This window comes from Streptomyces sp. NPDC056061 (genome assembly GCF_042266885.1).
Lineage (GTDB): Bacteria > Actinomycetota > Actinomycetes > Streptomycetales > Streptomycetaceae > Streptomyces.
Map to the genome: position 1 here is coordinate 14,728 of NZ_JBHJWQ010000044.1, position 26,643 is coordinate 41,370.

Consider the following 26,643-nt stretch of genomic DNA (forward strand, 5'->3'; position numbering starts at 1 on the left):
GCGTGGCCGGCCGCTGAGGCGGCCAACAGAAAGAAGCAGTGATTCAGATGGCCAAGCGCATCGACGTCAGCGGCCTGTCCGCCTACTACGGCTCCCACCTCGCCATCGAGGACATCTCGATGACCGTGGAGCCCCGCTCCGTGACCGCCTTCATCGGCCCGTCCGGCTGCGGCAAGTCCACCTTCCTGCGCACCCTGAACCGCATGCACGAGGTCACCCCCGGTGGCCGCGTCGAGGGCAAGGTACTGCTGGACGACGAGAACCTCTACGGGCCGAACGTCGACCCGGTCTCCGTGCGCCGCACGGTCGGCATGGTCTTCCAGCGCCCCAACCCGTTCCCGACCATGTCGATCTTCGACAACGTCGCCGCGGGCCTCAAGCTGAACGGCTCGTACAAGAAGAGCGAGCTCACGGACATCGTCGAGAAGTCGCTGCGCGGCGCGAACCTCTGGAACGAGGTCAAGGACCGGCTGAACAAGCCCGGCTCCGGCCTCTCCGGCGGTCAGCAGCAGCGCCTGTGCATAGCCCGCGCGATCGCGGTCGAGCCCGAAGTGCTCCTGATGGACGAGCCGTGCTCCGCGCTCGACCCGATCTCCACCCTCGCCGTCGAGGACCTGATCGGCGAGCTGAAGGAGCGCTTCACGATCGTCATCGTGACGCACAACATGCAGCAGGCGGCCCGCGTCTCGGACCGCACGGCGTTCTTCAACCTCGCGGCGGTCGGCAAGCCCGGCAAGCTCGTGGAGATCGACGACACCGAACGCATCTTCTCCAACCCGTCCGTCCAGGCCACCGAGGACTACATCTCGGGCCGATTCGGATAATCGCCGGAACCGACGGTGACAGCCGGAACCGACGGTGACGGCTCGAACCGACAGTGACGGCCGGACCGAATGACCACGACAGCCGGAACGTCACCGTCCCCGGCTCCGGCCCGGTCCGGCCCGGTCCGGCCCGGCGAGCCACCCCGCTGACCGACACCACAAGCGGGGTCGTCACCCCACAGATGGCCTTTGGGTGCTGCATGGCGGTGCCACCCGAAAGGCAAAGGGTCCGCCCCGTCCCCCTCGCAGGGGGCGGGGCGGACCCGTCTCCGTATCGTTCGCCGCACCGCCGCCCGGCGCCGCACCGGTCGGCGCGGCCTCCATCAACGGTCTTCGCCGACAGTCTTCGTCACCCGAAGAGCAGCAGCACGACCCCGTAGCTGGCGGCGGCGACCAGGGCCGCGGCCGGCATGGTGATGAACCACCCGAGGATGATGTTCTTGGCCACCCCCCAGCGCACCGCGTTCACCCGCTTGGTGGCGCCGACGCCCATGATCGCCGAGGTGATCACGTGCGTGGTGGAGATCGGCGCGTGGAACAGGAACGCCGAACCGAACATGATCGACGCGCCGGTCGTCTCCGCGGCGAAGCCCTGCGGCGGGTCCAGCTCGATGATCTTCCGGCCGAGCGTGCGCATGATGCGCCAGCCGCCCGCGTACGTGCCCAGCGACAGCATCAGCGCGCAGACCAGCTTCACCCAGATGGGAATCGGGTCCTCCGGGCTCTCGACATCGGCGATGACCAGGGCCATCACGACGACACCCATGGTCTTCTGCGCGTCCTGGAGACCGTGCCCGAGCGCCATGCCCGCGGCCGAGACCGTCTGCGCGATCCGGAAGCCGCGCTTGGCCTTGTGCGGGTTGGTCTTCCGGAACAACCACATGATCACGACCATCACCAGATAGCCGACGACCAGACCGATGACCGGGGAGAGGAACATCGGAATGACGATCTTGTCGATCACCCCGTCCCAGTGCACCATCGTCCCGCCGGCGAGCGCCGCGCCGACCATGCCGCCGAACAACGCGTGCGAGGACGAGGAGGGCAGCCCGAAGTACCAGGTGACGAGGTTCCAGATGATCGCGCCGACGAGCGCGGCGAAGAGGATTCCCATCCCCTTGTGCCCCTCGGGCGTCGCGATCAGTCCCTCACTGACGGTCTTGGCGACCCCGCTGCCGAGAAATGCCCCGGCGAGGTTCATCACCGCGGCCATCGCCAGCGCCGCCCGCGGCGTGAGCGCACGGGTGGAGACGGAGGTGGCGATCGCATTCGCCGAGTCGTGGAAGCCGTTCGTATACGTAAAGCCGAGCGCGACCCCGATGGTCACGATCAACGCAAAGGTGTCCACGTGGTTCAGGACTCCTTGACCGCGATGGTCTCCACCGTATTGGCGACGTGCTCGAACGCGTCGGCCGCCTCTTCCAGCACGTCCACGATCTGCTTCAGCTTCAGCACCTCAATGGCGTCGTACTTGCCGTTGAAGAGATGGGCGAGCAGTTTGCGGTGGATCTGGTCGGCCTGGTTCTCCAGACGATTGACCTCGATCCAGTACTCGGTGAGGTTGTCCATGGTCCGCAGCCCCGGCATCGCCTCGGCGGTGAGTTCGGCCGCGCGGGCCAGCACCTCGATCTGCTGCGCGATGCCCTTGGGGAGTTCCTCGATCTGGTACAGCACGACCAGGTCGACGGCCTCCTCCATGAAGTCCATGATGTCGTCGAGCGACGAGGCGAGGTTGTAAATGTCCTCACGGTCGAACGGCGTAATGAATGAGGAGTTCAGCTGGTGGAAGATCGCGTGGGTGGCATCGTCCCCCGCGTGCTCCGCTGCCCGCATGCGCTCCGCGATCTCGGCTCGGGAGGCTGGGTCCGCCCCGAGCAGTTCCATCAGGAGTTTCGAGCCCGTGACGATGTTGTCCGCGGAAGCGGAGAACATGTCGTAGAAGCTCGTCTCCCTGGGGGTCAGACGAAAGCGCACGTGGGGTCCTCGGGGTGCTTTGGATTCGGTCAGGCTGATGCTAGGCGCATCATCCGGCCACGGCTAACCGGCGTTCTTCAGTGTCGCGCATGGGGCGCGGAGATCGGCACGGGCCCCCGGTCACGGTTTGACAGAATTCGTTAACATATACCCACCAGGGGTATATGGATGCAGTAAAGGGAATACGGGAGGAAGCCATGACCACCACCGAAACATCCGCGATCACAGGCGCCGGAACGAGCGCGAGCACCGGCACGGACACGGGTGCCGGTGCGAGCAAGAACACCGGCACGGACACGGGTACGGCCACAGGTGCCGGCACCGCCGACGCCCCGGTCGCGGAGCCGGTCGTCACCGACCACGACCGGGGAATACACGGCTACCACCACCAGAAGGCCGAGCACCTCAAGCGGCTGCGCCGGATCGAGGGCCAGATCCGCGGCCTCCAGCGCATGGTCGACGAGGACGTCTACTGCATCGACATACTCACCCAGGTCTCGGCGTCCACGAAGGCGCTCCAGTCCTTCGCGCTCCAACTGCTGGAGGAGCACCTGCGGCACTGCGTCGCCGACGCGGCGCTCAAGGGCGGCGGCGAGGTGGACGCCAAGGTCGAGGAGGCCACCAAGGCCATCGCCCGCCTGCTCCGCACCTGAGAGCCCGGCCTCATCCCAGGTGGTCGCCGTGCCGGGGCACGACGGCCCGCTCGGCGATCACCCGGACGTTCAGCACCTCGTCGATCCGGTCCGCGCTGAGCCGCTCCCCGATCGCGGACGACGCGGCGATCATCAGCTCGCCGCAGAGCTCGATCTCGGCGAGCGCCACATGGTCGGATTCGGTCCGCCGCGTGCCGAGCGTCATCACGTCACTCACCTCTCACTGCCGTCGCCGACTTCCCGTCCCCCCTGGCAAGCGGCAAGCATCGCCAGTCACAGCACCAGCGTAGGGAGCGGACCACGCGCCGCGCATGGCACGGACGGACCATTTCGTACCCGCCGGTCTACCTAAGCGGTGTCCCCGTCCGGCCCTCGCCCCATCCGCCACTGCCGTTCCCACCGCCCCGACCGACCTCCCCGCCCCACCCCGCCGAAGATGTCACCCCGCCAGGGGCACCGCCCGCGCGGCAGCCGCATTCGCGCGCTCCGCAGGCACACGTTCCGCCGCCATCCGCCGCTATCGCTGCTGGATGCTCCCGGTGTAGATGTCGCGGTCGTCCGGCAGCCGCACGGCAACCGGCACGCCGAACCCGGACAACAGCGTCGTCGACACCACCTCCACCGCAGACCCCCCGTCGGCGAAGCTGAACCGGTGACTCACCTTCCGCAACCGCCCCTGGTCGTCCACATACGCGTCGAACGGCACCGTGCGGGTGCGAAATCCTTTCGCCGCCGCGGCCAGCGACCCACGCGACTCCGGCGACGCCTCGCGCGCCGCCCTCCCGATGTCCGCGACCCCCCGGTAGTGCCGCACCGGCACCCCGGCGATCTCGGTCCTTCCCTCGTACGTCACCTGCCGCGCCCCGCGCAGCAGTTCGGCGGCGACCATCGGATCGGTCACGCCGCCGGTGACCAGATTGCCGTCCGCCAGGGCGGTGGTGTCGACCCTGACCCACTTGTCCGCGGGCACCCCGGCGCCGCGGTTCATCATGTACAGGGCGCCGGGGACCAGCAGTTCGGTGATGGGGCGGTGCACGTCCGCCCCGGCGACGTCCTCGGGCAGCACGACCGTGAGCCGTCCCGCGCGGCTGCGGAAGTCGTACGTCCCGCGGCCCCTGATCGTCACCCAGGTCCCGCCCGCCGCGGTCTGCATCGACGTACGCACCTGGGCGCTGCCGGCCACGGACCGCGACGCCGCCCCCGCCACCGCCGCCCTCCCGGTGCCGGACACCGTGCCGCCGAGCACCTCGGCCGCGCGGCGGACCGCCTCCAGCGCGTCGGCCCCGCCCCGCTCGTCGGCCACGGCGCTGTCGCCGCCGCCCCCGCCACCGCATCCGGCGGTCGCCGCCATCACGCCCACCACGGCGAGGGCGCACACCGCGCGCGCCCCGCCTCCGGACCTGTGCTGCTGCACCACCATCGCCTGCCAACCCCCAACGACGTACCGCTTGCCCGGGCCCCCACCGTTCCGGATAACGATCGCCCGTGTCCCTCGTCACGCCACCCCCATACGCCACACGGCCGAGTGGCGGTGCCCAGTACCGTGGTCGCGTGTACGTCCGACACACCACCGAGGCCCCGCCGGCACCCCCCGCACCCGCGTCCGGTGGGCACGAGCCCACGACCGTGGAACGCGGCTCGTTCTGCACCGCACGCTGCGGCTGCGGCTGGTCGGGACCGGCCCGCCGTTCCCGCGACCGGGCCCGCGCGGACGCCGAGGAACACCGCACGGCGACCTGACCCCACCCCGCGTTTCCGGCCTCTCCCCCCACCGACCGGCCCGTGCGGGCCACGCCCCGGAGATCCGATGCCCCTGCCGCTCCCGCCCAACTCGCCCAGCCCGCCCGGCTCGTCCGGTCGACGGCCGCCGCCCGCCCGGCGCACCGTGCTGACCGCGGGCATCACGGTGGCACTCGCCGCCACCGCGACGGCGTGCGACAACACCTCCGGAACCGGGGACGACCCCGCGGGAAGCGGGAGCACATCGGGCATGTCGAGCGAGCCCTCCGCCTCCTCGCCCGCCCCGACGGCCTCCTCCCCGTCGACGGGACCCGCCTCCCCGGGCCCGGCCGACTGGTCGGCCCTCGCCAAGAGCCTCGACGGCAAGCTCGTCCGCCCCCAGGACGCGCTCTACCCGACGGCCCGTCAGCTCTACAACACCCGTTTCGACGGCCTGAAGCCCGCGGCCGTCGCCTATGTCGGTCACGAGGCCGACATCCGCGAGTGCCTGGCCTTCGCCCGCCGCACCGCCACGCCCGTGTCCATCCGCAGTGGAGGGCACTCCTACGCGGGGTGGTCGAGCGGCGACGGACGCCTCGTCATCGACGTCTCGTCGCTGTCCCGCGTCGAGCGGAACGGCACGATCGGCGCGGGCGCCAAACTCATCGACGTCTACCAGGGGCTCGCCCGGCACGGACTGACCATTCCCGGCGGCTCCTGCCCCACGGTCGGCATCTCCGGTCTCACCCTCGGCGGCGGCCACGGCGTCGCGTCCCGCGCGTACGGCCTGACCTGCGACAGCCTCACCGCGGCGACCGTCGTCACGGCCGACGGCAAGACGCTCACCGCGGACGCGCGGAACCACCCGGATCTCTTCTGGGCACTGCGCGGCGCGGGCAACGGCAACTTCGGTGTGGTCACCGGGCTGACGTTCCGCACCCGCCCGGTCCCCCAGTCCGTCACGGCCTACCTGTCCTGGCCCTGGTCGCGGGCCCGCTCGGCGGTCACGGCGTGGCAGGAGTGGGGACCGTCGCAGCCCGACGAGATCTGGTCCTCGCTGCATCTCGCCGCAGGCCCGGGCGGCAGCCGACCGACCGTCACGGTGGCGGCGTTCAGTCTCGGCACCTACGGCGACCTGCAGAACGCCGTCGACCGGCTCGCCGACCGCATCGGTGCCCCGGCCTCCTCCGTCTCGCTGCGCCGCCGCAGCTACCAGGAGGCGATGCTCGGATACGCGGGCTGCGCCGGCATCACCGACGCCCAGTGCCATCTGCCGGGCACGACGCCCGGCCGCACCGAGCAGGGGACGCTCCAGCGCGAGACGTACGCCGCGGCGTCCGACTTCTTCGACCGCTCCCTGCCCCCGGCGGGCGTGGACGCCCTGCTCGACCGGGCCGAGGCGTTCACCCGGATTCCGGTGACCTCGGGCGGAGGCGCGGGCTCCCTGGTGCTGACCGCGCTCGGCGGGGCCATCAACCGGGTCTCCCCGGACGCGACGGCGTTCGTCCACCGCGGCTCCCGCATGCTCGCCCAGTACATCGGTGCCTGGACCGCCGGCACGGCGGGCAGCACCCAACGGGACTGGCTGAAAAACACCCATACCGCAATGCGCCGGTACGCGTCGGGAGCGGCGTATCAGAACTACACGGACCCCTTGCTCAGCAACTGGCGCCGGGCCTACTACGGCACCGCCGCCGATCGCCTGACGGCCCTGAAGAAGCAGTACGACCCCGAGCGCCTCTTCTCCTTCCCGCAGGCACTCTGACCTGCGGGAGGGCTCACGGCACGCACACGTACGGCACAGACGGGCGTGCGGCGCGAACGGCACGCAGGCGCCGGGCGGGGCGCCACGACCGTGTCTCCCGGGTCCGCCCCCGGTCGCGCTCCGGCCGGTCGGGGCCGGGCGGACTCCGGTCGGGTCCTACGCGGCCAGGTCCTTCTCCCCGGCCCCGCCGCACGTGCCCTGCCTGGGCTCGGGGATTCCGATCGTGTCGGTCCGGCCGCCGGTCGCGGTCCGCGCGGATGCCCGGCGCGACCGTACGAGTCGGCCGAAGCGCTCCGAGCGCGACACCGCGCCCGTCAGCGGGGTCAGCAGCATCATCGCGAGCGGGGCGAGCAGCAGGGCGACGGCGGTGCCGAGAGCGAAACCACCGATGACGTCGGTCGGGTAGTGGACGCCCATGTAGATCCGGCAGAAGCCCTCCACCACGGCCAGGCCGATCGCGGCGAGGCCGAACTTCCGGTTGGCCACGAACAGCCCGACGCCCAGAGCCATCGCCATCGTGGCGTGGTCGCTCACGAAGGAGAAGTCGTTCTTCCCGTCCACCAGGACGTCCAGCCCCTGGTGGTCCCGGAACGGACGCGGCCGCTCCACGAACCCCCGGATCGGAATGTTGACGAGCAGCGCGATCCCGGCGGCGAGCGGTGCCCAGACGATCCCGGAGACCGCCGCCACCGCGTCCTCGGCCGTGCCGCGCCGGCGCACGCTCCACCAGCACCACAGGACCACCAGGACCATGCCGAGCATGATCCCGTACTCGCCCACGAACTCCATGACCCGGTCGAACCAGGCGGGGGCGTCCTTCGCGAGCCCGTTGATGTCGTAGAGCAGGCTGACATCGGGGTTCGACCCATCCAGTGCGAGTCCAGCCATCTGCTGCGGCCCCTTGCCTTGTCTGCTGCCGCGGGGCACTCCCGTGTGCACCGCTTTGACGAACCCCCGTGTCGGTTCGATCACTGCCTGGTCATGCTGCGCATGAGGGCCGGTCCGGTCGACGCCGCATGGTCGGCGCATCGCCGTCCGGACGCACCCGGTCCGCCCGGGTCCTCCGGTCCCCCCAAGGAACGATGCACTCCGTGCATGCGTTCCACTCTCCACCGAATGATCACTACGACGTTATCGAAGAGTGACTCGTCGTCGCAGCTCAGGGCCCAGGCTTTACAGAGAGTTCCGGCCACCGCCGAACCCCTGCGCCGTCCCGGTGCCATGCCCCGGTGTCGCGTCCTGCCATCACGCCCCCGGACGGTCGGCCGGAAGATCGGTCGGAAGCGCCGCGGCCCCGTCCTTGGTCACGCGCGTCGCGCCGAAGTAGTCAGCCGCGTCGATCTTGTCGAACCGGATCACGGCCCCGGTGTACGGAGCGTTGATCATGTACCCCCCTCCGACGTACAGCCCCACGTGATGAATGGCCCGCGAGTTGCTCAGATCGTTCGAGAAGAACACCAGGTCACCCGGGAGCAGTTCGTCGCGTGCGGGGTGCGGCCCGGCGTTGTACTGGTCGTTCGCCACCCGGGGCAACTCGATGTCCACGGTGCGGAACGCGGCCTGGGTCAGACCCGAGCAGTCGAAGCGCCCGTTCTGCTCGGGCGTGCCGTTGCCACCCCACAGATAGGGCGTGCCGAGCTTGTTCTGCGCGAAGTGGATCGCCCCGGCCGCCTGCGCCGAGGGCTGCATCCGCCCCACCGGACGGGCGAAGCTCTTCTCCAGGGACCGGATGATGGTGACGTAGTTCTTCGTCTCCGCGATGTTCGGGACACCACCGGATTTGATCACCCGGTAGGCCCCGGCGTTGTACGCGGCGAGCATGTTGTCCGTCTGATCGCCCGGCACCTTCTTCACGTACCCGGCAAGTTCGCAGTCGTACGAGGCGGCGGACGGAATCGCGTCCTCCGGATCCCATACGTCCCGTCTGCCGTCACCGTTGCCGTCGATCCCGTGCCCGGCCCAGGTACCCGGGATGAACTGGGCGATCCCCTGGGCGGCGGCAGGGCTCTCGGCCCGGGGGTTCCATCCGCTCTCCTGGTACAACTGCGCGGCCAGCAGCGCGGGGTTGATGGCCGGACAGAGGTTGCCCCACTTCTGCACGAGCGACTGGTACTGCGCGGGCACCGCCCCCTTGGCCAGCCCGATGGCGCCGCTCCTGCCGGAACTCGTGAGTCCGGCGGCGGCCGAGTACGTACCGACGACGAGCAGCGCCACGAAGGACATGGCCGTGCCCGCACCGATACCACCGATCACCCAGTATTTGCGCACCTCTCAACCATCCCCCATCAGGACGGTTTTCATGGCCCGTTTCGCGGGTGTGTACGAATCGTCCGGGTCACAGGAGTCACTCACGGGCCACTGGGGCGCACCGGCCGGCGAGTGGGGCGCAACGGCCGGTCAGTGGGGCGCACTGACCGGCCGTTGGGGCGCACGAACCAGCTGCGACCGGAAAGGTTCACCGGCTCGCGACGCCCGGTACGGCACCTCGCCGCGTTGTCGCATCACCCGAGTACATCAAGTACGAGGGCGATCCTCCGCCTTGCGATGCACCGCACCGGACGCCGCGAGCTTCCCGGCAAACCTTTCCGGCCACAGCACTACCGACTGCTGATCAGGATGCTCCGGTGGACCAGTAGTCGGAGCGCACATTGGGCCGCGGGAGCGGGTAGACCCCTTCGTACGCCGGTCCGTTCGGCTTGGAGGCGGAGGCCGCGACCTTCGACTCCTTCACGCAGGGGCTGTCCGCCTCGAAGAACACCTGGCCCTTGCCGCGGACACTGACGCTGATCCCGAAGCCGTCCTTCGTCTGCGCATAGACCGCCGGGAACATCTCGTCGTTGTTCTTGCCCTTGATGCGGTAGCCGCTCTTGACCCAGAACTTCTCGACCTGGTCCAGGAAGCCCTGCCGACGCGCCTCCGACACGATCGTCATCACCGTGCGCCGACGCGTCACGTCGCAACTGCCGGTGCTCGTGGGCCCGTGTGCCCACTGCACCTCGGGGTTGATCTCCTTGAGCACTGCGTCGAGCATGCTGTCGGACCGCTCTGCGGCCTCCTGCATGTTCATGCCGTTCCCCTTGGCGCCCTGGTCCTTGGTGTCCTTGGTACTCATATTGCCCTCGGTGGACGCCTTCGCGCTTCCGCTCCCGCTTCCGTTCGAACCCGCGTGCTCGGTGCCGCAGCCGGACAACGCGAAACCGACAGCCAGCGCCACGGCGACGAACTGGAACTTGCGCTTCATCGCTGTTCCTCCATCTTGAGCCTGTCGGAGTGTCCCGACACGATCAGAGCGATGCTGTCCGCCGACATGGCGTCGCGTTCCGGGGTGAAGTACTGGGAGTGCGCGTCGAAGCTCACCCCACCGGTACTGATGAACGGCGTCCCGGGATCCACCGGGAACCGGTGCGCCCCGAACGCCTTGCTCGCCGGATCCTTGCCGAACCACAGATCGTCGTTGCCCCGGTCGGCCAGGTCGCCCGCGATGTACGCGCCGGCCGGGCCGCCCAGAATCATTCCCACCGTACCCGCAGCGACCTGGGCCTTGGAGGGCAGATGCGTGACCGGGTCATTCTCGGCGGCACCGACGAAGACGTGCCCGGCACCGACCCCGAGGTCCACTGCGCGGTCCACGCCGACCCCCGGACTGCCGACCAGGATGATGTCGTCGACCCCCGGGATACCCCCCGGGTGCTGGGTCGCGGCGCCCACGGTCCGCGAACCGTAGGAGTGCCCGATGGCTGTGATGTGCGGGTCCTGCATCTGGTTGGTGGACGAGATGCCCGCCATGAACTCGTTGTAGGCGACCCCGCCCTTCTCCGCCCGCTTGGTGCCCGCGACGGCCAGGCTGTGCAAGCCGTCCGGCGCCAGCGGCGCGTCGTAGCCGAGCCAGACGATCGCCGCGCTGGACGACTCGTACCCCTGGGCGCCGATCGCCGTGTCGCGGGCGCGCTTGAGGCCGCTCTTCGCGAACTCCTCGTCCAGCGACGTGTTCAGCCCGGGAACGTAGGCCGACACGTTCTGCGAGGTGTCGGGGTTCCCGTAGGAGACGATGGCCCTCCCGTTGCCCTCGTCACTGATGCCGAGCAGGTACATCGGCGGCTGGCTGTTCTCGCCCAGCTGGCGCTGGATCTCCCGCAGACCGGCGAGCTGGTCCTTCGACTTGGAGTCGGTCTTCCCCTCCAGCTTCGAGATCAGCTCCGGAAGGTTCTTGCGGTTGGCCCGGTCGCGGTCCGCCGCAGGAATGCCGTCCAGGTAGCCGATCTTGTCCGAGGAGACGTCGAGGTACTGATCGCGCTGCTCCTGCGTCAGCCCGTTCCACCACTTCGTGCGGTCGGCCGGGGAGGCGCCGGTCGGGATGCGGTCGTTGATGTAGTCGCGCGTCGCGCTCTGCACCGCCTGCTCGACCCGGGTCCCGGAGCCGGGCAGCCCGGCGACCGCGCCGCCGCCTCCGCCGGACGCCTTGGTCATGTCCCAGGCGGCGGCGACGTACTGGCCCTTGTCCCACTTGTCGCCCGCACGGCGTGCTGCCTGGCCGTACTGGTCCCCGATGCCCTTGACCGCGTCACCGGGGTGGAAGACCGTCTTGACGACGCCCTTGACGTCGCCCAGCAGGCCGTCGTCACCGACGACACCGTCGAGGAAGCCGCCCTCGGACGGGTTCGAGGAACCCGGGCCGCCCTCTTGTCTACCCGCGTCAACCGGCGAAGAGGAATCGCCGCCGGACGATTCACCGGAACCACCGGAGGAATCCGAACCGGAGCTGCCGGAACCGCCGGACGCGTCCGAGCCGCCGGATGCGCCCGAACCGCCGCCCGAGCCCGAACCGCCCGTCGCCGACGAACCGCCCGTGTCCGAACCGCCGGAATCCGCGCCGCCCGTGTCCGAACCACCGGATCCCGAACCACCGGAGGCGCCGGACCCGCCGGACGTGTCGGCGCCGCCGCTCCCGGTCCCACCGGTCACCGTCGCGCCGTCGGAACCGCCTCCGCCGGACGAACCGGATCCACCGCCGGTCTGCCCGGAACCCTTGCCTGCCTCCACGTTCACGTCGGGCGGCGGACAGGCACTCCCGGTCAGCTGGCAGATGGCGTTCTGGAGCTGCCCGGTCAGCTGCGCGCCGATTCCCGTGGCCACGAGCCCGCCGATGAGGGCCACGACCACGAGGATCATGCCCAGGTACTCCATCGCGGTCTGCCCGGCATCGTCGCGCCGCCACTTGAGCATCCGCGCGAAGTTGAACGGACGGCGCTCCACGCGCTGTTCGGGCCGCAGTCGGAACCACTCGCGCGAGCTGCGCCGACTCAGCAGAACGACGACGGCGACCGGCATCACCAGCTGCGCCGGACCCTGCCCGGCGACACCGTCCTGCAGGGTCGCGAGCGCCCCGAGAGCGAGCCAGACATGCACGGCGAGGAGCCCGCGCCGGACCCAGACGCCTCCGGTCCGCAGGTACAACGACAGCACGAAGCCGATGACACCGGGCAGGGCCGCGTACAGCAACATGCCCAACAACCGGCCGTCCACCGCGTCGACGGCCGAAGCGACGACGAGCGCATCGACCACACCGATGAGCGTGACCGCGAAGAGAAGCCGTACGAGCACCAGCACCGCCTGCAAGGGGCGTGGCAACGGCTGTCTACCCGGAGGGGCTTCGGTGGCGCCGACAGCGGCGCCACCCGGTACCGTTAATACTCGTATGCCAGACACGGCGAGTCTCCCCAACTTTGTGAGTGGGCGCAGCGACAGTTCCCCCCCGGTACATGTCATGCGACCACACCACCGCGGGAGGCGGCATGGGCCCCTGGGCCCAATGCCAGGCTCAAAATCCCAGGTGACCGCCGTCGCGTACCGCCATCGACCATATGGATACCGGCCATTGCGGGCGCGCCGCTCCCAGGGGGCCGGAGCCGTGGAGCAGTCGCCGCACCGATCCCGGACCGTTCACTCACCGGCCCCGAAGCAGGGACCGCCCCATACGAAACCGAACCGGCCGCCCCGCTCCCCCGTCACCAGGGTTTTTCGGCCGCGCACTCCACCCAGAGCAGCTTCCCGCCCCGGCCCGGCAGACCGCGGCGCAGCGGAATCGCGCCCCAGCTCTCCGCGTACAACGTCACCAGGTACAGCCCGCGCCCTTGCTCCGCCGCCTCCGCCGGGGCCGCGGGCGCCCAGCGGAAGGGCGCGGGGATGCGCGGACTGGTGTCCCGAACGGCCAGTCTGATACGGCTTCGTCCGGCATCGCACAGGCGTAACGAGTACGGCCCCGACGAGTGGAGGTGCGCATTGGTGACGAGCTCGCTCGCCAGCAGTTCGGCAATCTCGGTGAGTTCGGCCATGCCGTGCACGCGCAGCACCGTGCGCAACATCCCGCGAGCCACGCCGGGAGCACGGGGATCCCGCGGTAGTTGGAGGGTGTACGTCCAGGGCGGGGATACCGTGGCACTGACCATGGAAGTCTCCGTTCACGGAGGAAAGTTGAAAGGTGTGCTTGTGGTTGCCCGGTGACGAGGCCGCTCCGTCGAACGGGGTACTTCCGGGCCGGTGGCCTGAGTCACACACTAGGGCGAGACATGGAATAGATTCCATGAACTTCATGAATTACATGACAGATACCCTCGTACGAGTGACCGAGCCGGGGAGCATGTGATGTCGTCCAGCACCGCACCGACCGCCCGCCGCCGGCGACTGGGGGCGGAGCTGCGCAAACTGCGCGAACGCGCCGGCATCACGGCGACGGAGGCCGCCCGGCTCCTGGGCGGCAACCAGGCCCGCATCAGCAACATCGAGGCGGGCCGTTACGGCGTCAGCGCCGAGCGGGTGCGCACCCTCTCCTGCCACTACGCGTGCGCGGACGGCACGTTGGTCAACGCCCTGGCCGCCATGACCGGCGACCGCAGACGCGGCTGGTGGGAGGAGTACCGAGAAATCCTTCCCACCGAGCTGCTGGACCTCGCCGAACTCGAACATCACGGCACGGCGCTGCGCACCTCGCACACCGCCGGGCTGCCGGGCCTGCTCCAGACCACGGACCACGCACGGGAGATCTTCCGGCAGGTCGTCCCCGCCCTGCCACCGCCGGAGATCGAGCACCGTCTGTCCTTCCGCATCAAGCGGCAGAGCGTCGTCTTCCGCGAACGGCCGGCGCCCTACCGCGCGGTCGTCCACGAGGCCGCCCTGCGCATGCGGTTCGGCGGTCCGGCGGTCGCCAAGCAGCAGTTGACCCACCTGCTGGCCATGAGCGAACGCGACGGCGTCACGATCCGGATCATCCCGTTCGAGGCCGGCGGATTCCCGGGCACCGGTCAGCCCGTCTGTTACGTCCACGGCGCCGTACCCCAGCTGGACACCGTGCAACTGGATCAGGCGCACGGCATCGCCCTCCTGGACGCGGAGGCCGAGCTGCTCACGTACCGCCGGCTCCTGGACCGCCTGGAACTCCTGGCGCTGGACACCACCGAGTCGCGCGACCTGGTGCGCAGGATCATCCAGAGCCTCTGATCCGATCCGAAGGGATCCGCGATGCCGAAGCCCCTGCGACAGAAGTCCGCGTACTTCGGTGCGGGCGAGTCCTGCGTGCACGTGGCCGCCCCGGCCCCCGGAGCCGTCCGGCCCGCCGAGACCGGCGACCCCGCCGGGACGGCGCCGCGCGCCTCCCCCACCGCCGCCCTAAAACCCCTGGTGCGCGCCCCAGAGGAGAGCCCCGCCCATGACTGACGTCCCCACCGGTCCGACCTGGATCCGTGCCGCCGCCGAGGGGGACGAGGGGCCCGGCCCCTGGATCGAGATCGCTTTCGGCCCCGACGGACTCGTCCACCTCCGCGAGACCGGCGACCCCACCACCGTCGTCACCACCACCCGCTCCAAGTGGGACGCCTTCGCCAAGGGCGTCCGGGCCGGCGAGTTCGACCACTTCGTCGAGGGCGTCGACGAGCGTGACACCGGCACTCGGCCCTGACACCGACGCCGGACCACCGTGCCGCCGCCGCGGGCGCTTCCCCACGTGTCCGCCCGGTCCGCCCCGGGCATGATCAACGGTATGACCGACGCCCCGGGCCGGATACTCCGCTGGAACTTCTTCATCGGCGGCCACCTGAGCGCCTCCGTACCCGTCCGCCTCGTCGAACGCACCGAGGCGGGCCAGTTGGTGTGGATGGAGACCGGCACGCCCATGTGGCGCACGAAGCTCCCGCGCGGCGCACACCTGCGGGACATCGCGCCGCACGAGCGGCCGGCCGACGGCTACCCGCTGGTCGCCGACCGGTGGCCGATGGGCAGCGCGCTGTTCTACCAACCGACCGGTGCGGCACACTCGGTGCTCTGGCTGTTCGGCCGCCGGGGGAAGTTCCGTGGCTGGTACGTGAATCTGGAGCGCCGGGTCCACCGCGGCGACGACATCGACATCGTCGACCACGAACTCGACATCGACGTGGCACCGGACCGGAGCTGGCGGTGGAAGGACGAACGGTCGTTCGCCGAGAAGACCGGGGACCCCGCCTACTGGACGGCCGCCGAGGCGTCGGCCATCCGGGACGAGGGTCGCGCGGTCGCCCGACTCGCCGAGGCCGGAACGTTTCCCTTCGACGGCACCTGGTGCGATTTTCGGCCACCTCCGACCTGGACGACGCCTCCCCGCCCACCGGTCGGCCGTCACCCTCTGCTCTGACCGGCCACGACACCGAACACCCCGGCAACCCCAACCCCTCTGGGTCCCGGCCGGTATGACGCGATGGCAGTCATTGCCCGGGATCACGCCCCGTGATACACAGAGTGACCATACATATTCGCTCATACACCGATTCGATCCACCGGTCGGATGGTCAGACCGGTCACACGTGCGAGATCCGGGTAAAGAGAGCCGTCAAGCCGTCGTGCGAATGCAGTTTCATCAGCGAAGATAGAGGGCGACCCGTGTCGTGCGACAGGGGCATCGAACTACCCAACAGGGGCGGTGACTTACATGATCCTGGCAGCTGAAAAGGGCGACATCACCACCATCATCGGCGGAATCGCCCCGAACTGGGGGCCGTTCGGGACCCTGGGCAACGAGGCCCGCGTGATGATCGAGGTCGTCATGGCCATTGCCATCCTGCTGTGCCTCGGCATCGCGGTCTGGGGCGCGGCGAAGCAGCGCATCGGCGCCACGGCTCTGCGCGACACGTTCAGCGCGGAACAGGGCAAGGGGCTGATCGTCGCCGGTCTCACCGGTGTGTTCATCATCGGATCGCTCGGGACCTTGTTCACCATCGTCTACGGAATGGCCGTCTGACCAGCTGATCGACCATCTGGCCAGCTGTTCGATCGTCCGGTCGACCGGCAGCCGATCGACCGACCGGCTGCCGCCCCACGTCAGGGGCGGTTCCGTCCGCCCCACCCCTCCCCGTCCGCCACTCCCCCACCGTCCGCCCGTCGTGCCCACCGGCAGAGGTTGCGTCTCCCTGATGTCGAGTCACCACACCGCGCCCGCGCGGGAGCCCGCACGGCTACCGTCGTACTACCTGATTCAGGCAACGGCAGAGGAAATGGCTGAGGGAGCGCACGAGGCATGAGTCCTGACGACGAGCGCGGCTACGGCGGCCCCGGCCGTACCGACGATCCCTACAGCACGATCGGCGGGACGCGCCAGACCCGTACCCGCCTCCCCGACAGCGAGGGCGAAGGCTACGGCACCGCCCGCCGCCCGGCCCGCGCCTCCCGCTCCCTCGTCATGGTGGTCGGCGTGGTCGTCCTGCTCTTCGCGGCTATCGCGTTCGCGAACATGGGCGGGGACGGCCGGGGCGGCGACGGCGGTTCGGGGAAGCCCGGGAGCACACCGGACTCGTCGTCCACGGCGGCCACGGGGACGAAGCCGGTCACCGGGAAGAACGGCACCATTCCCTCGGGGTTCGCCCACGACGAACAGGGGGCGCAGAGCGCGGCCTCCAACTTCGCGGTGGCCCTGGGATCCATCGAGATGTTCGGCGCGGACACCCGGCAGACGATCGTCCGGGCCACCCACGACCCCGCCGTCGTGGACAACTTGCTGACCGACCTGGCGAAGGCGTACTCGCCGGGCTTCCTCCAGAACATCGGCCTCGACGGGAACGGCACCGCACCCGACGGCCTGACCTTCGTCTCCCGGACGGTCCCGGTCGGCACGAAGGTGGTCGAGCACACCGGCGACACGGCCACCGTCGAGGTCTGGTGCACCGGACTCGTCGGACTTGCCGGACCCGACTCCACCAAGCCCGTCACCGCTTCGTGGTTCACCGTGACGGAGAAACTCAAGTGGATCGGCGGCGACTGGAAGATCGAGTCGTCGAGCCAGAGCCAGGGCCCCACACCCGTCAACGGCGACAACCGTGCCTCGACCGCGGACGAGATCGCCGGCGCGGTCAAGGGATACGGAGGCTTCACCTATGCCCGATAGCCGACGCACACGCGCACGTTCCCTCGCCGCGGTCCTGAGCAGCCTGCCGGTCGCGCTGCTGCTGCCTGCCGCGACGGCCGTGGCGGACCCCTCTCCCTCGTCCACGCCCGCCTCCACACCCGCGCCCTCCCCCAGCGGGAGCAACAGTTCGTGCGACCTCATCTTCGGGCGGGCCAAGGACTTCTGCGAGAACGGCGACGCCGCCGCCCCCGGGAAGCCCCCCTCCGGCCCCGACACCTCTCTCGACCCGCTCACCTCCCTCGCCAGGGGCTGCGCCGACGCCGCCGCGTGGATCGTCGACAAGCTCAGCGAAGCCGTGAAGAGCACCGCCAACGTCGACTTCACGAACTCCAAGTTCCTCCAGCAGTACGCGATCGTCTTCGCCGCCTCGACCGTCCTGACGCTCGTCCTGTGGCTGCTCGCGGTCGCCAAGCGCGCGATCCGCGGCGTCCCCCTGACCACCGCCATCTCCGAAGCCGTCGGCTTCCTGTGGCTGACGGTCCTCGCCTCGGCCTTCACCCCCCTGATCCTCTACACCGTCGTCTCCGCGACCGACGGCGTCACCGAGGTCATCGCCACGTCCTCGGGCGGCCAGACCGACGTGTTCTTCGGATCGTTCGCCGAGGCCCTCAAGAAGGGCTCCGACATCGGCGGCGGACCGATCATGCTGATCGTCGTCTCGCTGGTGTCGATCCTCGCCGCGGGCGTCCTCTGGCTGGAGCTGGTCATCCGGGCCGCCCTGCTCTACGTCGGCGCCCTCCTCGGCACTGTCGTCTACGCCGGTCTCGTCGACAAGAACATGTGGGGACACGTCCGCCGCTGGGCGGGCATCATGATCGCGGTGATCATGGTGAAACCCGTCATCGTCATCGTGCTCGCGCTGGCCGGCGCGCTCTCCCAGGACAAGGGTCCGGACGCCGTCTCCGCCGTCGTGTCCGGCCTCGCCATCATCCTCCTCGCGATCTTCGCCTCCGCGATGATCTACCGTTTCGTCCCCGGCTTCGGCGACGAGATCCAGGGTGCGCGCACCAACCGCAAGCAGGCCACCGACGGCTCGCAGGCCGCCGCGATGATCAGCTCCCCCGCCGCCCTGGTCTCCCAGGGCATCAAGACCCACAGCGGCCGCAACAGTCCGAACGACAGCGGCGGCGGGGCCAGGCCCGCCAACCCGGTCAGCGGCGGTGTCGCCGCGCACGGCTCCCGGGGCTCCGGCGGGTCCCCCGCCACACCGTCGCCACGCAGCGGGTCGGCTCCCACCTCGGGCACCCCCCACAGCAGCCGCACCGGCCGCGGATCAGGCAGCACAGGTAACAACAGCACGGGAGGTGGAGCGCGTTGACGACTCCGTCCCACACGATCGCGCCCCGCCGTACGTATCTGATCGGCCGGGCCCGGCCGAACGCGATCGTCGGCAAGAACCGCGAGACCGGAGAGATCGCGCTGATCATCGCCGGTGCGTTCCTCGGCATGGTGAGCGGGCTGAGCATCCCGTACCTGGGCCCGCGGATCGTGCTGCTGGTCGGCTTCCCGATCCTCGCCCTGGCGATCGTGTACGTCCCGTACAAGCACCGCACCTTCTACAAGTGGTTCGAGATCAACCGCAGCTACAAGCGCATCCTGCGCCGCGGCACGACCTATCGCTCCGGTGCCATGGAGGCCGGCGTCCGCGGCGACGGGCGCGAGGTCGAGATCGGCCCGCCGCCCGGGATCGGCAGGATCAACTGGCTGGCCGCCCCCTTCGGCCCGGACGAGATCGCCGTGCTCCTGCACGCCGACCGGCGCACCGTCACCGCCGCGATCGAGATCGAGGGCCCCGGGGTCGGCCTGCGCGACAGCGAGGACCAGGAGGCGCTCGTCGACCGCTTCGGCACCCTGCTGAAGCACGTCGCCAACGGGGACGGCTTCGTGACCCGCATCCAGATGCTGGCCCGCACCCTTCCCGCCGACCCCGACGCGCACGCCAAGGACGTCGCCCAGCGCGGCGACAGGACCTCCCCGCTCTGGCTCCAGGAGTCGTACGACCAGCTCCAGTCCATGGTCTCCACCTCCAGCGAGCAGCACCGCGCCTACCTCGTCGCCTGCATGCACTACACCCGCGAGCTCGCCGCCGAGGCCAACGCCATGGCCCGCGCCGCCCGCCCCGAGAAGGGCCGCAGACTCGACCGGGACGCCGGCCTCGCCGTTGTCATGGCGCGCGAGCTGACCGACATCTGCGCCCGCCTCGCCGAGGCCGACATCCGGGTGCGCCAGCCGCTCGGCCAGAGCCGGCTCGCCTCCCTCGTGCACTCCATGTACGACCCCGACCACCCGATCGACCACATCCAGGCCATGACCAAGCGCAACGCCTGGCCAGCCGAGCTGGACGCGGTCGAGCCGACGTTCCTCCAGGCCAAGACCCGGGAGTCGGCGACCCGCGCCCCCTGGTGCCACTCCACGGCCTGGGTGAAGGAGTGGCCGATGACGCCGGTCGGCGTGAACTTCCTGGCGCCGCTCCTCGTCCACACGCCCGATGTGATCCGCACGGTCGCGGTCTGCATGGACCTCGAACCCACCGAGATCGCCATCGAGCGGATGCTCACGGAGAAGACCAACGACGAGGCGGAGGCGAGCCGCCAGGCCAAGATGAACCGCACCGTCGACCCGCGCGACATCGCCGCGCACGGCCGGCTCGACCAGCGGGGCGAGGACCTCGCGAGCGGCGCGGCCGGGGTGAACCTCGTGGGGTACATCACCGTCTCCTCACGTTCGCCCGAGGCACTCGCCCGCGACAAGCGGACGATCCGCGCCTCCGCCGGCAAGTCGTACCTCAAGCTGGAGTGGTGCGACCGCGAGCACCACCGCGCCTTCGTGAACACCCTGCCGTTCGCCACCGGAATCCGGCACTGACCGCGCGACAAAACACCCGACGAGAACACCCGAACCGACAGCTCAACCGCACCGATCGCATCACCGCACCAACCGACAAACACCGAGCACCGAGGGACCGAGCGCCCCCGAGCGCTCGGCGAACCGAGAGAACCGAGAGGGAGGTCGGTCACGCCATGCGAGATCCGCTGTCCGCACTGTCGGACGCCTTCACCGCCTTCCTCTTCGGGAAGGTGGAGACGACGAGGCTGCCCGTCCGCACATCGACGGGACAGGCCCAGGCCGTCTACCTGCCCACCGCGGCCCCCGGCCTCGGTGACTCCGGCGTGATCATCGGCCGTGAGGTGTACTCCGGCAAGGGCTACATCTACGACCCCTTCCAGCTGTACGGACAGCAGCTGCCCGCCCCGCACTGGCTGGTGCTGGGCGAATCCGGCAACGGCAAGTCGGCGCTGGAGAAGACGTACGTGCTCCGCCAGCTCCGCTTCCGCGACCGCCAGGTCGTCGTCCTGGACGCGCAGGGCGAGGACGGCGTCGGCGAGTGGAACCTCATCGCGCAGGAGCTCGGCCTCACCCCGATCCGCCTCGACCCGACCGCGGCCCTGAACGGCGGCATCCGGCTCAACCCGCTCGACCCCTCGATCACCACGACCGGTCAGCTCGCCCTGCTCCGCACGATCATCGAAGTGGCGATGGGGCACGGCCTGGACGAACGGTCCGGCTTCGCGCTCAAGGTCGCCCACGCGTACGTCAACGAGACGATCACCGACCGGCAGCCGGTCCTCACCGACATCGTCGAGCAGCTCCGCCACCCGGAACCCGAGTCCGCCGAGGCGATGAACGTCGACATAGACGACGTACGGGCATGGGGCCTGGACGTCGCCCTCGTCCTGGACCGGCTGGTCGACGGTGACCTGCGCGGCATGTTCGACGGGCCGACGACCGTCGGCATCGACCTCGACGCCCCGCTGATCGTCTTCGACCTCTCGCACATCGACCGGAACTCGATCGCCATGCCGATCCTGATGGCGATCGTCGGCGTCTGGCTGGAGCACACCTGGATCAGGCCCGACCGGAAGAAGCGCATCTTCCTGGTCGAGGAGGCCTGGCACATCATCAACTCGCCCTTCGTGGCCCAGCTCTTCCAGCGTCTGCTGAAGTTCGGGCGCCGACTGGGTCTCTCGTTCGTCGCGGTCGTCCACCACCTCAGCGACGTCGTCGACGGTGCGGCGGCCCGCGAGGCGGCGGCGATCCTCAAGATGGCCTCGACGCGGACGATCTACGCCCAGAAGGCCGACGAGGCAAGAGCGACCGGACGCGTGCTCGGCCTGCCCCGATGGGCTGTCGAGATCATCCCGACCCTCACCCCCGGCATCGCGGTCTGGGACGTCAACGGCAACGTCCAGGTCGTCAAACACCTGATCACCGAGGCGGAACGGCCCCTGGTCTTCACCGACCGCGCGATGACCGAGTCGTCCGCGGCCGAGAGCGTCCCGGACGACATGCTCGCCGCCGACCTCGAAGCGGAACAACGCGCGGCCCGGATCGAGCAGCAGCAACAGCTGAACGAGTCGTCCGAGTCAACGGTGGCATGACGTGGCGGGGCGCGGCGACGGACGCACCGGAAACGGCGGCGGGTACGGCGGCAGCTACGGCGGTGGCGGCAACGGAGGCAGCGGCGGCGGCATCCCGGACGGACTGCTGATCGGCCTGCTGGCCTTTCTGCTCGGGCTGGCACTCCTGGCATGGACGGCCACCGGCCTCGCCGGACTGTTCGCACACGGTGCCTGGCCGGAGGGCGTCACCCTCACCGGGACCCCGTCCGCCATACGCCGCCTCGCCGCCGCCCCGCACGACCTCCCGGCCGCCTGGCCCCACACCCCCGCGGGCGAACTCTCGGGATACGGGCTGTTCTGGGGCCTGTTCATCGGCGAGCTGATGGTGCTGTTGGTGCTGTCGGTGTTCGTGCTGGGGGTGGTGACCCGCTGGCGGGCGGTACGGGCCCGACGGCGCGACGGATGGTACGGGGAAGCGGGCTCGCAGTCGGCGACGGCGGCGGAGGCCGGCACGGGGACGACGGCGGCCGACACCGCTGCCGCACGGCCCCGGCAACGGAAGCCCGGCCCCGATCCGCACCCCCCAACGCCCGTACCCCCGAACGTGGATCCGGGACACCGGGCGCCGCAGCAGCCGCCACCCCGGCACCCGGAGCCCGCGCCCTCCGGGCAGGATTCCCCCGCACCGGCGTCCGCCGCCCTCGAATCCGCCCCGGCCGGGGGGCCGGAGCCACAGCCCACCCCGTCGGCATCCGCCTCCTCCATCCCCGTTCCCGTCCCCGCCGGTGACCCCGTCCCGGGCCCCCGTCCCGCCGCCTCGGCCACGCCTTCTCGGACGGCGCACGTGCCGTCCGAGAAGGCCCCTGCCCTCCCCTCCCCCCGTGCCCCGCACATCGTCTACGGGCCGCCCGCCACCCGCCGCCCGACCGTGGTCCAGGCGATCCAGGAGGCCGACGGACCCGCGCTCGTCATCACCTCGGACCCCACGGTCTGGGTCGAGACGAAGGACGCCCGGGCCAAGCTCGGCCCGGTGCTCGTCCACGATCCCGGGCACCTCTGCGACACCCCGGCCCGCCTCCGCTGGTCCCCCACGGCGGGGTGCGAGGACCCGGACACGGCAACATCCCGGGCCGCCGCGCTGCTGGCCCCGGTCCGGCCGCAGGCCCGTATGGACGCGGCGACCGCCGACACCGCGGAAACGCTCCTGAAGTGCTGGCTGCACGCCGCCGCCGTCGACGGCCGCCCCTTCCGCCAGATCCACCGCTGGGCCCTCGGCGGCAACGCCCACGAGCCGGTGCGCCTGCTCCGTACCCACCCCAAGGCGGCGTCCGGACTCGCCGGCCTGCTGGAGTCCGCCCTCACCGCCCATCCCGAACGCCGGGAGGCGGCACAGGAACTGACGGTTCGGGCCTTCGGCGCGCTCTCCTCCGTCCACATCCGCAACGCCTGCACATCGAATCGCGCCGATTCGCTCGCGCTTGCATCTTTCATCGACGAAGGGGGCACACTCTTCGTGGTGGGTGAGCCGATCGAGGATCCCCGTTCGGGCCCCGGAGCAATGCCCCTGCTCACGGCGCTCGCCTCACACGTGGTCGAGCACGGCCGCCGCTTGGCCGCACGGTCAGCCGACGGTCGGCTCGACCCACCAATGACGCTCGTGCTCGACGACGTCGCCGCCGTGGCGCCCCTCCCCGTACTGCCGGAGCTGTTGGCGACCGGTCACACCCTGGGCATGCCGACCCTGGCCCTCCTCCGCTCCCGCGAACAGGCCCGCGCCCGTTGGCCGCAGGAGCTCACGGACCCCCACTGATCAACAGGCCCCACCGACCACGCACCACCGGCTCGAAGCACCATCGGCCGGACGCATGGAGCACCGAACCCCAAGCGAGCCGGGCCGAAAGCGCCGAGCACCGGAACCGGGCGCCCGACCGAGCACCACCGAAACCGGACACCACCAGGACCGGGCGCCCTCAAAAACCGGCGCCATCGGCACCGGTGTCCTGTTCCGGCCCTCCCACCGCGTACTCGATCTCCCGGGCGGACGGGTCCCCCGGCACCGGCTCCGTCTTCCCGGTGGGGACGAACCCGATGCGCCGGTAGAACGCCGCGGCCCGCGGATTGTCCTCGTGGACATACAGCCGCACCCGCTCGATCGGCGGCTCGCCCAGGGACCAGGCCCAGTCGGTCGCGACCCGGAACAGTTCCTCGGCAAGGCCGGCGCCCCGCGCCTCCGGCCGCACGAACACACCGACCACATGCGCCTGGTGGACATCGGCAGTCGCACCGAACCGCACGCCCGCGTCCGGCCGCTCGATCAGCACCGTCACGCTGCCGTCCCACCGCCCGTCGGGCGCCTCGGCGACGAACTGCCGCACCTCGCCGTCACCATCCTCGGACCCACCGAGCGCCCGGTCCTGCCAGAACGCGTCGGAGTGCGCCGCACCTTGCTCGTACGTCTCCAGGAAGGCCACCGGAGCGACCGGGTCCTGCAACGCGGCAAGCCGCAACTCCTTGACCGCGCGCCATTCATCAGCCCGCACGACTCGCATCACATGTTCCATCCACCGATCCTGCCCCCACCGCCCCGACCTGCACAAACAACTTTCCCTCGCTCCTGCCCGGACGTCGTACCCCGGTACTACGCGCACCGCCACGTCCCGACCCGAGTCGGACGCCCGCGCCCGCCTCCTTGCGTAGCCTCCCGTACCCGTGGGCCGGCGCGTCCCCGGGCGCGGCCGCCCTGCTACTGCGCCGACGCGATGTATGAGAGGGCCGCTGAGACCGGCAGTACGGCCGACGGCAAGGATGGACACGTGACGGACGAGAACGAGGAACGGGCCTCGAACACCACCGCACTCACCGGGCACGTCCAGGACGTGCTGCACCGCGTGCGCGCGTTCGACACACGCCACCCCGCGGTCTGGAACGTCCTGCTCACCGGGGTCTGGGTGGTGAGCGCCGTACTCGACTTCACCTCGGGCGGCTGGCGGACCGTGGCCGTGAACCCGCACGCGCCCGAGCCGGTGGTGCTGATGATGTGCCTGGCGTTCTCCGTGCCGTTGCTGTGGCGCCGCACGCATCCGCTCGCCGTTCTGACGTTCATGCTGCCGTTCTCCCTGGTCAACGTCTGGACGGGCGCCGTCGTCCAGGCCGCCTACTTCCAGCAGATCGTCGTCCTCAACATCGCGTTGCGGCAGCCCGTGCGGGCACTGGCGTGGGCGGCGGCACTGACCACCGCCCCACTGGTGGTCGGCTCGCTGCGCTTCCCGCACGGGTGGGACCTGCTGTTCGTCCCGCATGTCTGGGCATTCGCGCTGGCGGCACTGGTCGGGATCGCGTTCCGGACCCGCCGGGAGTACACGGCGGCCCTCGTCGACCGGGCCCACCGGCTGGAACGCGAACGCGACCAGCAGGCCCGGCTCGCGGCCGCCGCCGAACGGACCCGCATCGCCCGCGAGATGCACGACATCATCGGCCACAACCTGTCCGTCATCACGGGTCTCGCGGACGGCGGTGCCTACGCGGCGGCCAAGAACCCCGACCGCGCCGCACAGGCGCTGGAGGCCATCGGTACGACGAGCCGCCAGGCCCTCACCGAACTCCGCCGTCTGCTCGGGGTCCTGCGCGACCACCCCGCCGAGGCCGAACGCACCCCGCAGCCCACCCTCGACGACCTCGACGCCCTGCTCACCGATGTCCGCGCGGCGGGTCTTCCGGTACGTCTGCGTGTCCGCGGCACGCCGCCGCCCACCGCAGCCACTGCCGGACGGCAGTTGACGGTCTATCGGGTGGTGCAGGAGTCCCTGACGAATACGCTGAAGCACGGCGGACCTGAACCGTCACTGACCGCGGAGATCACTCTCATCTACCGCCCGACGGAGCTGGAGGTCCTGATCACGGACACCGGCACCCCCGTCAACGGCCCCGCGGGCGAGCCGGGGCGAGGCACCGGTCAGGGCATCACCGGGATGCGGGAACGGGCATCCCTCTACGACGGCACACTCGAAGCAGGCCCACGACGGCCGGGCACCGCCTCCCCCGCCGGCTGGTGGGTGCGCCTGCGACTTCCCCTGGAGGACACCCCCTCGTGACGACCGTGCTCATCGCGGACGACCAGCCGATGCAGCGCTTCGGCTTCCGCATGCTCCTGGAGAGCCAGGACGACATGGCCGTGGTCGGGGAGGCCGCCAACGGCCACGAGGCCCTGGAACTGGCCTCCCGGCACCACCCGGACGTGGCACTGATGGACATCCGCATGCCTCTTCTGGACGGCATCGAAGCCACCCGCCGCATGGTCAGGGCCGGAATCGGCACCCGCGTACTCATCGTCACGACGTTCGACCTCGACCGCTACGCCTATGACGGCCTGCGCGCCGGCGCCAGTGGCTTCCTGATCAAGGACGCACTGCCGGAAGAGCTCCTGTCGGGCATCCGGGCAGTGGCCGGCGGGGACGCGGTGGTCGCCCCCAGCCTCACCCGCCGTCTCCTGGACACGTACGTGCAACACCTGCCGCCCTCCCCCGGCGGCGGCCCCACCGCCCAGGACCCCCGTATCGCGGCCCTCACGGAGCGGGAACGAGAAATCCTCACGGTCGTCGGCCGGGGCTGGACCAACTCCGAAATCGCCGAGCGACTCCACCTCGCCGAATCGACGGTGAAGACCCATGTCACACACATTCTCGCGAAAACGGGCTCCCGCGACCGCGTCCAGGCAGTCATCCTCGCCTACGACACCCACCTGGTCACCCCGGCCTGAACAAAAGAAGGGCCCTTCCCTGAGCGGGGAAGGGCCCTGAAACGCGGAAAAGCCCCGTGCCACAAGGGCACGGGGCTTCCCACAAAAGGAGTCCGGCGGCGACCTACTCTCCCACAGGGTCCCCCCTGC

Annotated in this window: 26 protein-coding genes; 16 read left to right on the forward strand and 10 right to left on the reverse strand. The window is 70.4% G+C overall.

Annotated features, from left to right (window positions below):
- The first annotated feature begins 47 nt into the window (after nt 1-47).
- Complete coding sequence (gene pstB, locus ACFC79_RS35090; RefSeq protein WP_376248915.1) at nt 48-824, forward strand: phosphate ABC transporter ATP-binding protein PstB; 777 nt, start codon at nt 48-50, stop codon at nt 822-824.
- 349 nt (nt 825-1,173) lie between these two features.
- On the opposite strand, the gene ACFC79_RS35095 is transcribed toward pstB, so the two are convergent.
- Nucleotides 1,174-2,172: an anion permease gene (locus ACFC79_RS35095; protein ID WP_376248916.1), complete on the reverse strand. Its 999-nt coding sequence runs from the start codon at nt 2,170-2,172 to the stop codon at nt 1,174-1,176.
- 5 nt (nt 2,173-2,177) lie between these two features.
- Nucleotides 2,178-2,798 carry a DUF47 domain-containing protein gene (locus ACFC79_RS35100; protein ID WP_376248918.1) on the reverse strand — a complete coding sequence of 207 codons (621 nt, stop codon included), beginning with the start codon at nt 2,796-2,798 and terminating at the stop codon, nt 2,178-2,180.
- A 197-nt stretch (nt 2,799-2,995) separates the two neighbouring features.
- Here ACFC79_RS35100 and ACFC79_RS35105 point away from each other — a divergent pair, with 197 nt between their 5' ends.
- Nucleotides 2,996-3,451 carry a metal-sensitive transcriptional regulator gene (locus ACFC79_RS35105; protein WP_376248919.1) on the forward strand — a complete coding sequence of 152 codons (456 nt, stop codon included), beginning with the start codon at nt 2,996-2,998 and terminating at the stop codon, nt 3,449-3,451.
- Between the two features lie 10 nt (nt 3,452-3,461).
- Here the strand turns inward: ACFC79_RS35105 and ACFC79_RS35110 are convergent, their stop codons facing one another.
- Nucleotides 3,462-3,656, reverse strand: coding sequence for a hypothetical protein (locus ACFC79_RS35110; RefSeq protein WP_376248921.1), 195 nt, complete (start codon nt 3,654-3,656; stop codon nt 3,462-3,464).
- Between the two features lie 312 nt (nt 3,657-3,968).
- Nucleotides 3,969-4,871, reverse strand: coding sequence for a hypothetical protein (locus tag ACFC79_RS35115; protein ID WP_376248923.1), 903 nt, complete (start codon nt 4,869-4,871; stop codon nt 3,969-3,971).
- Between the two features lie 131 nt (nt 4,872-5,002).
- Here ACFC79_RS35115 and ACFC79_RS35120 point away from each other — a divergent pair, with 131 nt between their 5' ends.
- Entirely contained in the window at nt 5,003-5,191 is a 189-nt protein-coding gene (locus ACFC79_RS35120) for a hypothetical protein (protein WP_376248925.1), read from the forward strand.
- 67 nt (nt 5,192-5,258) lie between these two features.
- Nucleotides 5,259-6,935: an FAD-binding oxidoreductase gene (locus ACFC79_RS35125; protein ID WP_376248927.1), complete on the forward strand. Its 1,677-nt coding sequence runs from the start codon at nt 5,259-5,261 to the stop codon at nt 6,933-6,935.
- Between the two features lie 156 nt (nt 6,936-7,091).
- Here ACFC79_RS35125 and ACFC79_RS35130 read toward each other — a convergent pair whose 3' ends face one another.
- The 5 genes from ACFC79_RS35130 to ACFC79_RS35150 form a co-directional block, all read right to left on the reverse strand.
- Nucleotides 7,092-7,823, reverse strand: coding sequence for a phosphatase PAP2 family protein (locus ACFC79_RS35130; protein WP_376248929.1), 732 nt, complete (start codon nt 7,821-7,823; stop codon nt 7,092-7,094).
- Nucleotides 7,824-8,180: 357 nt separating this feature from the next.
- Nucleotides 8,181-9,158, reverse strand: a complete 978-nt coding sequence (locus tag ACFC79_RS35135) for an NlpC/P60 family protein (protein ID WP_376248954.1) — start codon at nt 9,156-9,158, stop codon at nt 8,181-8,183.
- Nucleotides 9,159-9,546: 388 nt separating this feature from the next.
- The gene (locus ACFC79_RS35140; protein WP_376248931.1) at nt 9,547-10,176 is read right to left on the reverse strand and encodes a hypothetical protein; all 630 of its coding nucleotides are present in this window, start codon (nt 10,174-10,176) and stop codon (nt 9,547-9,549) included.
- A complete protein-coding gene (locus ACFC79_RS35145) occupies nt 10,173-12,563 on the reverse strand; it encodes an alpha/beta hydrolase (protein WP_376248932.1) in 2,391 nt (796 codons plus the stop codon). The genes ACFC79_RS35140 and ACFC79_RS35145 overlap by 4 nt, the downstream gene beginning before the upstream one ends.
- A gap of 377 nt (nt 12,564-12,940) precedes the next feature.
- On the reverse strand, nt 12,941-13,381 hold the full coding sequence (locus ACFC79_RS35150) for an ATP-binding protein (RefSeq protein ID WP_376248934.1): 441 nt from the start codon (nt 13,379-13,381) through the stop codon (nt 12,941-12,943).
- A 196-nt stretch (nt 13,382-13,577) separates the two neighbouring features.
- On the opposite strand from ACFC79_RS35150, the gene ACFC79_RS35155 reads away from it, so the two are divergent.
- The 10 genes from ACFC79_RS35155 to ACFC79_RS35200 all read left to right on the forward strand — a co-directional run bounded on the left by ACFC79_RS35155 (nt 13,578) and on the right by ACFC79_RS35200 (nt 23,568).
- Nucleotides 13,578-14,429, forward strand: coding sequence for a helix-turn-helix domain-containing protein (locus tag ACFC79_RS35155; protein WP_376248936.1), 852 nt, complete (start codon nt 13,578-13,580; stop codon nt 14,427-14,429).
- Between the two features lie 21 nt (nt 14,430-14,450).
- Nucleotides 14,451-14,645: a DUF397 domain-containing protein gene (locus tag ACFC79_RS35160; RefSeq protein WP_376248938.1), complete on the forward strand. Its 195-nt coding sequence runs from the start codon at nt 14,451-14,453 to the stop codon at nt 14,643-14,645.
- Nucleotides 14,638-14,886, forward strand: a complete 249-nt coding sequence (locus tag ACFC79_RS35165; protein ID WP_376248940.1) for a DUF397 domain-containing protein — start codon at nt 14,638-14,640, stop codon at nt 14,884-14,886. Before ACFC79_RS35160 ends, ACFC79_RS35165 begins: the two co-directional genes overlap by 8 nt.
- An 81-nt stretch (nt 14,887-14,967) precedes the next feature.
- The gene (locus tag ACFC79_RS35170) at nt 14,968-15,594 is read left to right on the forward strand and encodes a DUF402 domain-containing protein (RefSeq protein ID WP_376248942.1); all 627 of its coding nucleotides are present in this window, start codon (nt 14,968-14,970) and stop codon (nt 15,592-15,594) included.
- A gap of 294 nt (nt 15,595-15,888) precedes the next feature.
- Nucleotides 15,889-16,197 carry a hypothetical protein gene (locus tag ACFC79_RS35175; RefSeq protein WP_018101695.1) on the forward strand — a complete coding sequence of 103 codons (309 nt, stop codon included), beginning with the start codon at nt 15,889-15,891 and terminating at the stop codon, nt 16,195-16,197.
- Between the two features lie 276 nt (nt 16,198-16,473).
- On the forward strand, nt 16,474-17,337 hold the full coding sequence (locus ACFC79_RS35180; RefSeq protein WP_376248943.1) for a hypothetical protein: 864 nt from the start codon (nt 16,474-16,476) through the stop codon (nt 17,335-17,337).
- Nucleotides 17,327-18,676 carry a hypothetical protein gene (locus ACFC79_RS35185; protein ID WP_376248945.1) on the forward strand — a complete coding sequence of 450 codons (1,350 nt, stop codon included), beginning with the start codon at nt 17,327-17,329 and terminating at the stop codon, nt 18,674-18,676. Before ACFC79_RS35180 ends, ACFC79_RS35185 begins: the two co-directional genes overlap by 11 nt.
- A complete protein-coding gene (locus ACFC79_RS35190; protein ID WP_376248946.1) occupies nt 18,673-20,223 on the forward strand; it encodes an SCO6880 family protein in 1,551 nt (516 codons plus the stop codon). The genes ACFC79_RS35185 and ACFC79_RS35190 overlap by 4 nt, the downstream gene beginning before the upstream one ends.
- A 155-nt stretch (nt 20,224-20,378) precedes the next feature.
- Nucleotides 20,379-21,797, forward strand: coding sequence for an ATP-binding protein (locus ACFC79_RS35195; RefSeq protein ID WP_376248948.1), 1,419 nt, complete (start codon nt 20,379-20,381; stop codon nt 21,795-21,797).
- Nucleotide 21,798: 1 nt separating this feature from the next.
- Entirely contained in the window at nt 21,799-23,568 is a 1,770-nt protein-coding gene (locus tag ACFC79_RS35200) for a type VI secretion protein (protein ID WP_376248949.1), read from the forward strand.
- A gap of 160 nt (nt 23,569-23,728) precedes the next feature.
- On the opposite strand, the gene ACFC79_RS35205 is transcribed toward ACFC79_RS35200, so the two are convergent.
- A complete protein-coding gene (locus tag ACFC79_RS35205) occupies nt 23,729-24,319 on the reverse strand; it encodes a GNAT family N-acetyltransferase (RefSeq protein WP_376248950.1) in 591 nt (196 codons plus the stop codon).
- A gap of 252 nt (nt 24,320-24,571) precedes the next feature.
- On the opposite strand from ACFC79_RS35205, the gene ACFC79_RS35210 reads away from it, so the two are divergent.
- On the forward strand, nt 24,572-25,849 hold the full coding sequence (locus tag ACFC79_RS35210) for a sensor histidine kinase (RefSeq protein WP_376248952.1): 1,278 nt from the start codon (nt 24,572-24,574) through the stop codon (nt 25,847-25,849).
- A complete protein-coding gene (locus ACFC79_RS35215) occupies nt 25,846-26,514 on the forward strand; it encodes a response regulator (RefSeq protein WP_376248953.1) in 669 nt (222 codons plus the stop codon). The genes ACFC79_RS35210 and ACFC79_RS35215 overlap by 4 nt, the downstream gene beginning before the upstream one ends.
- Nucleotides 26,515-26,643 lie beyond the last annotated feature (129 nt).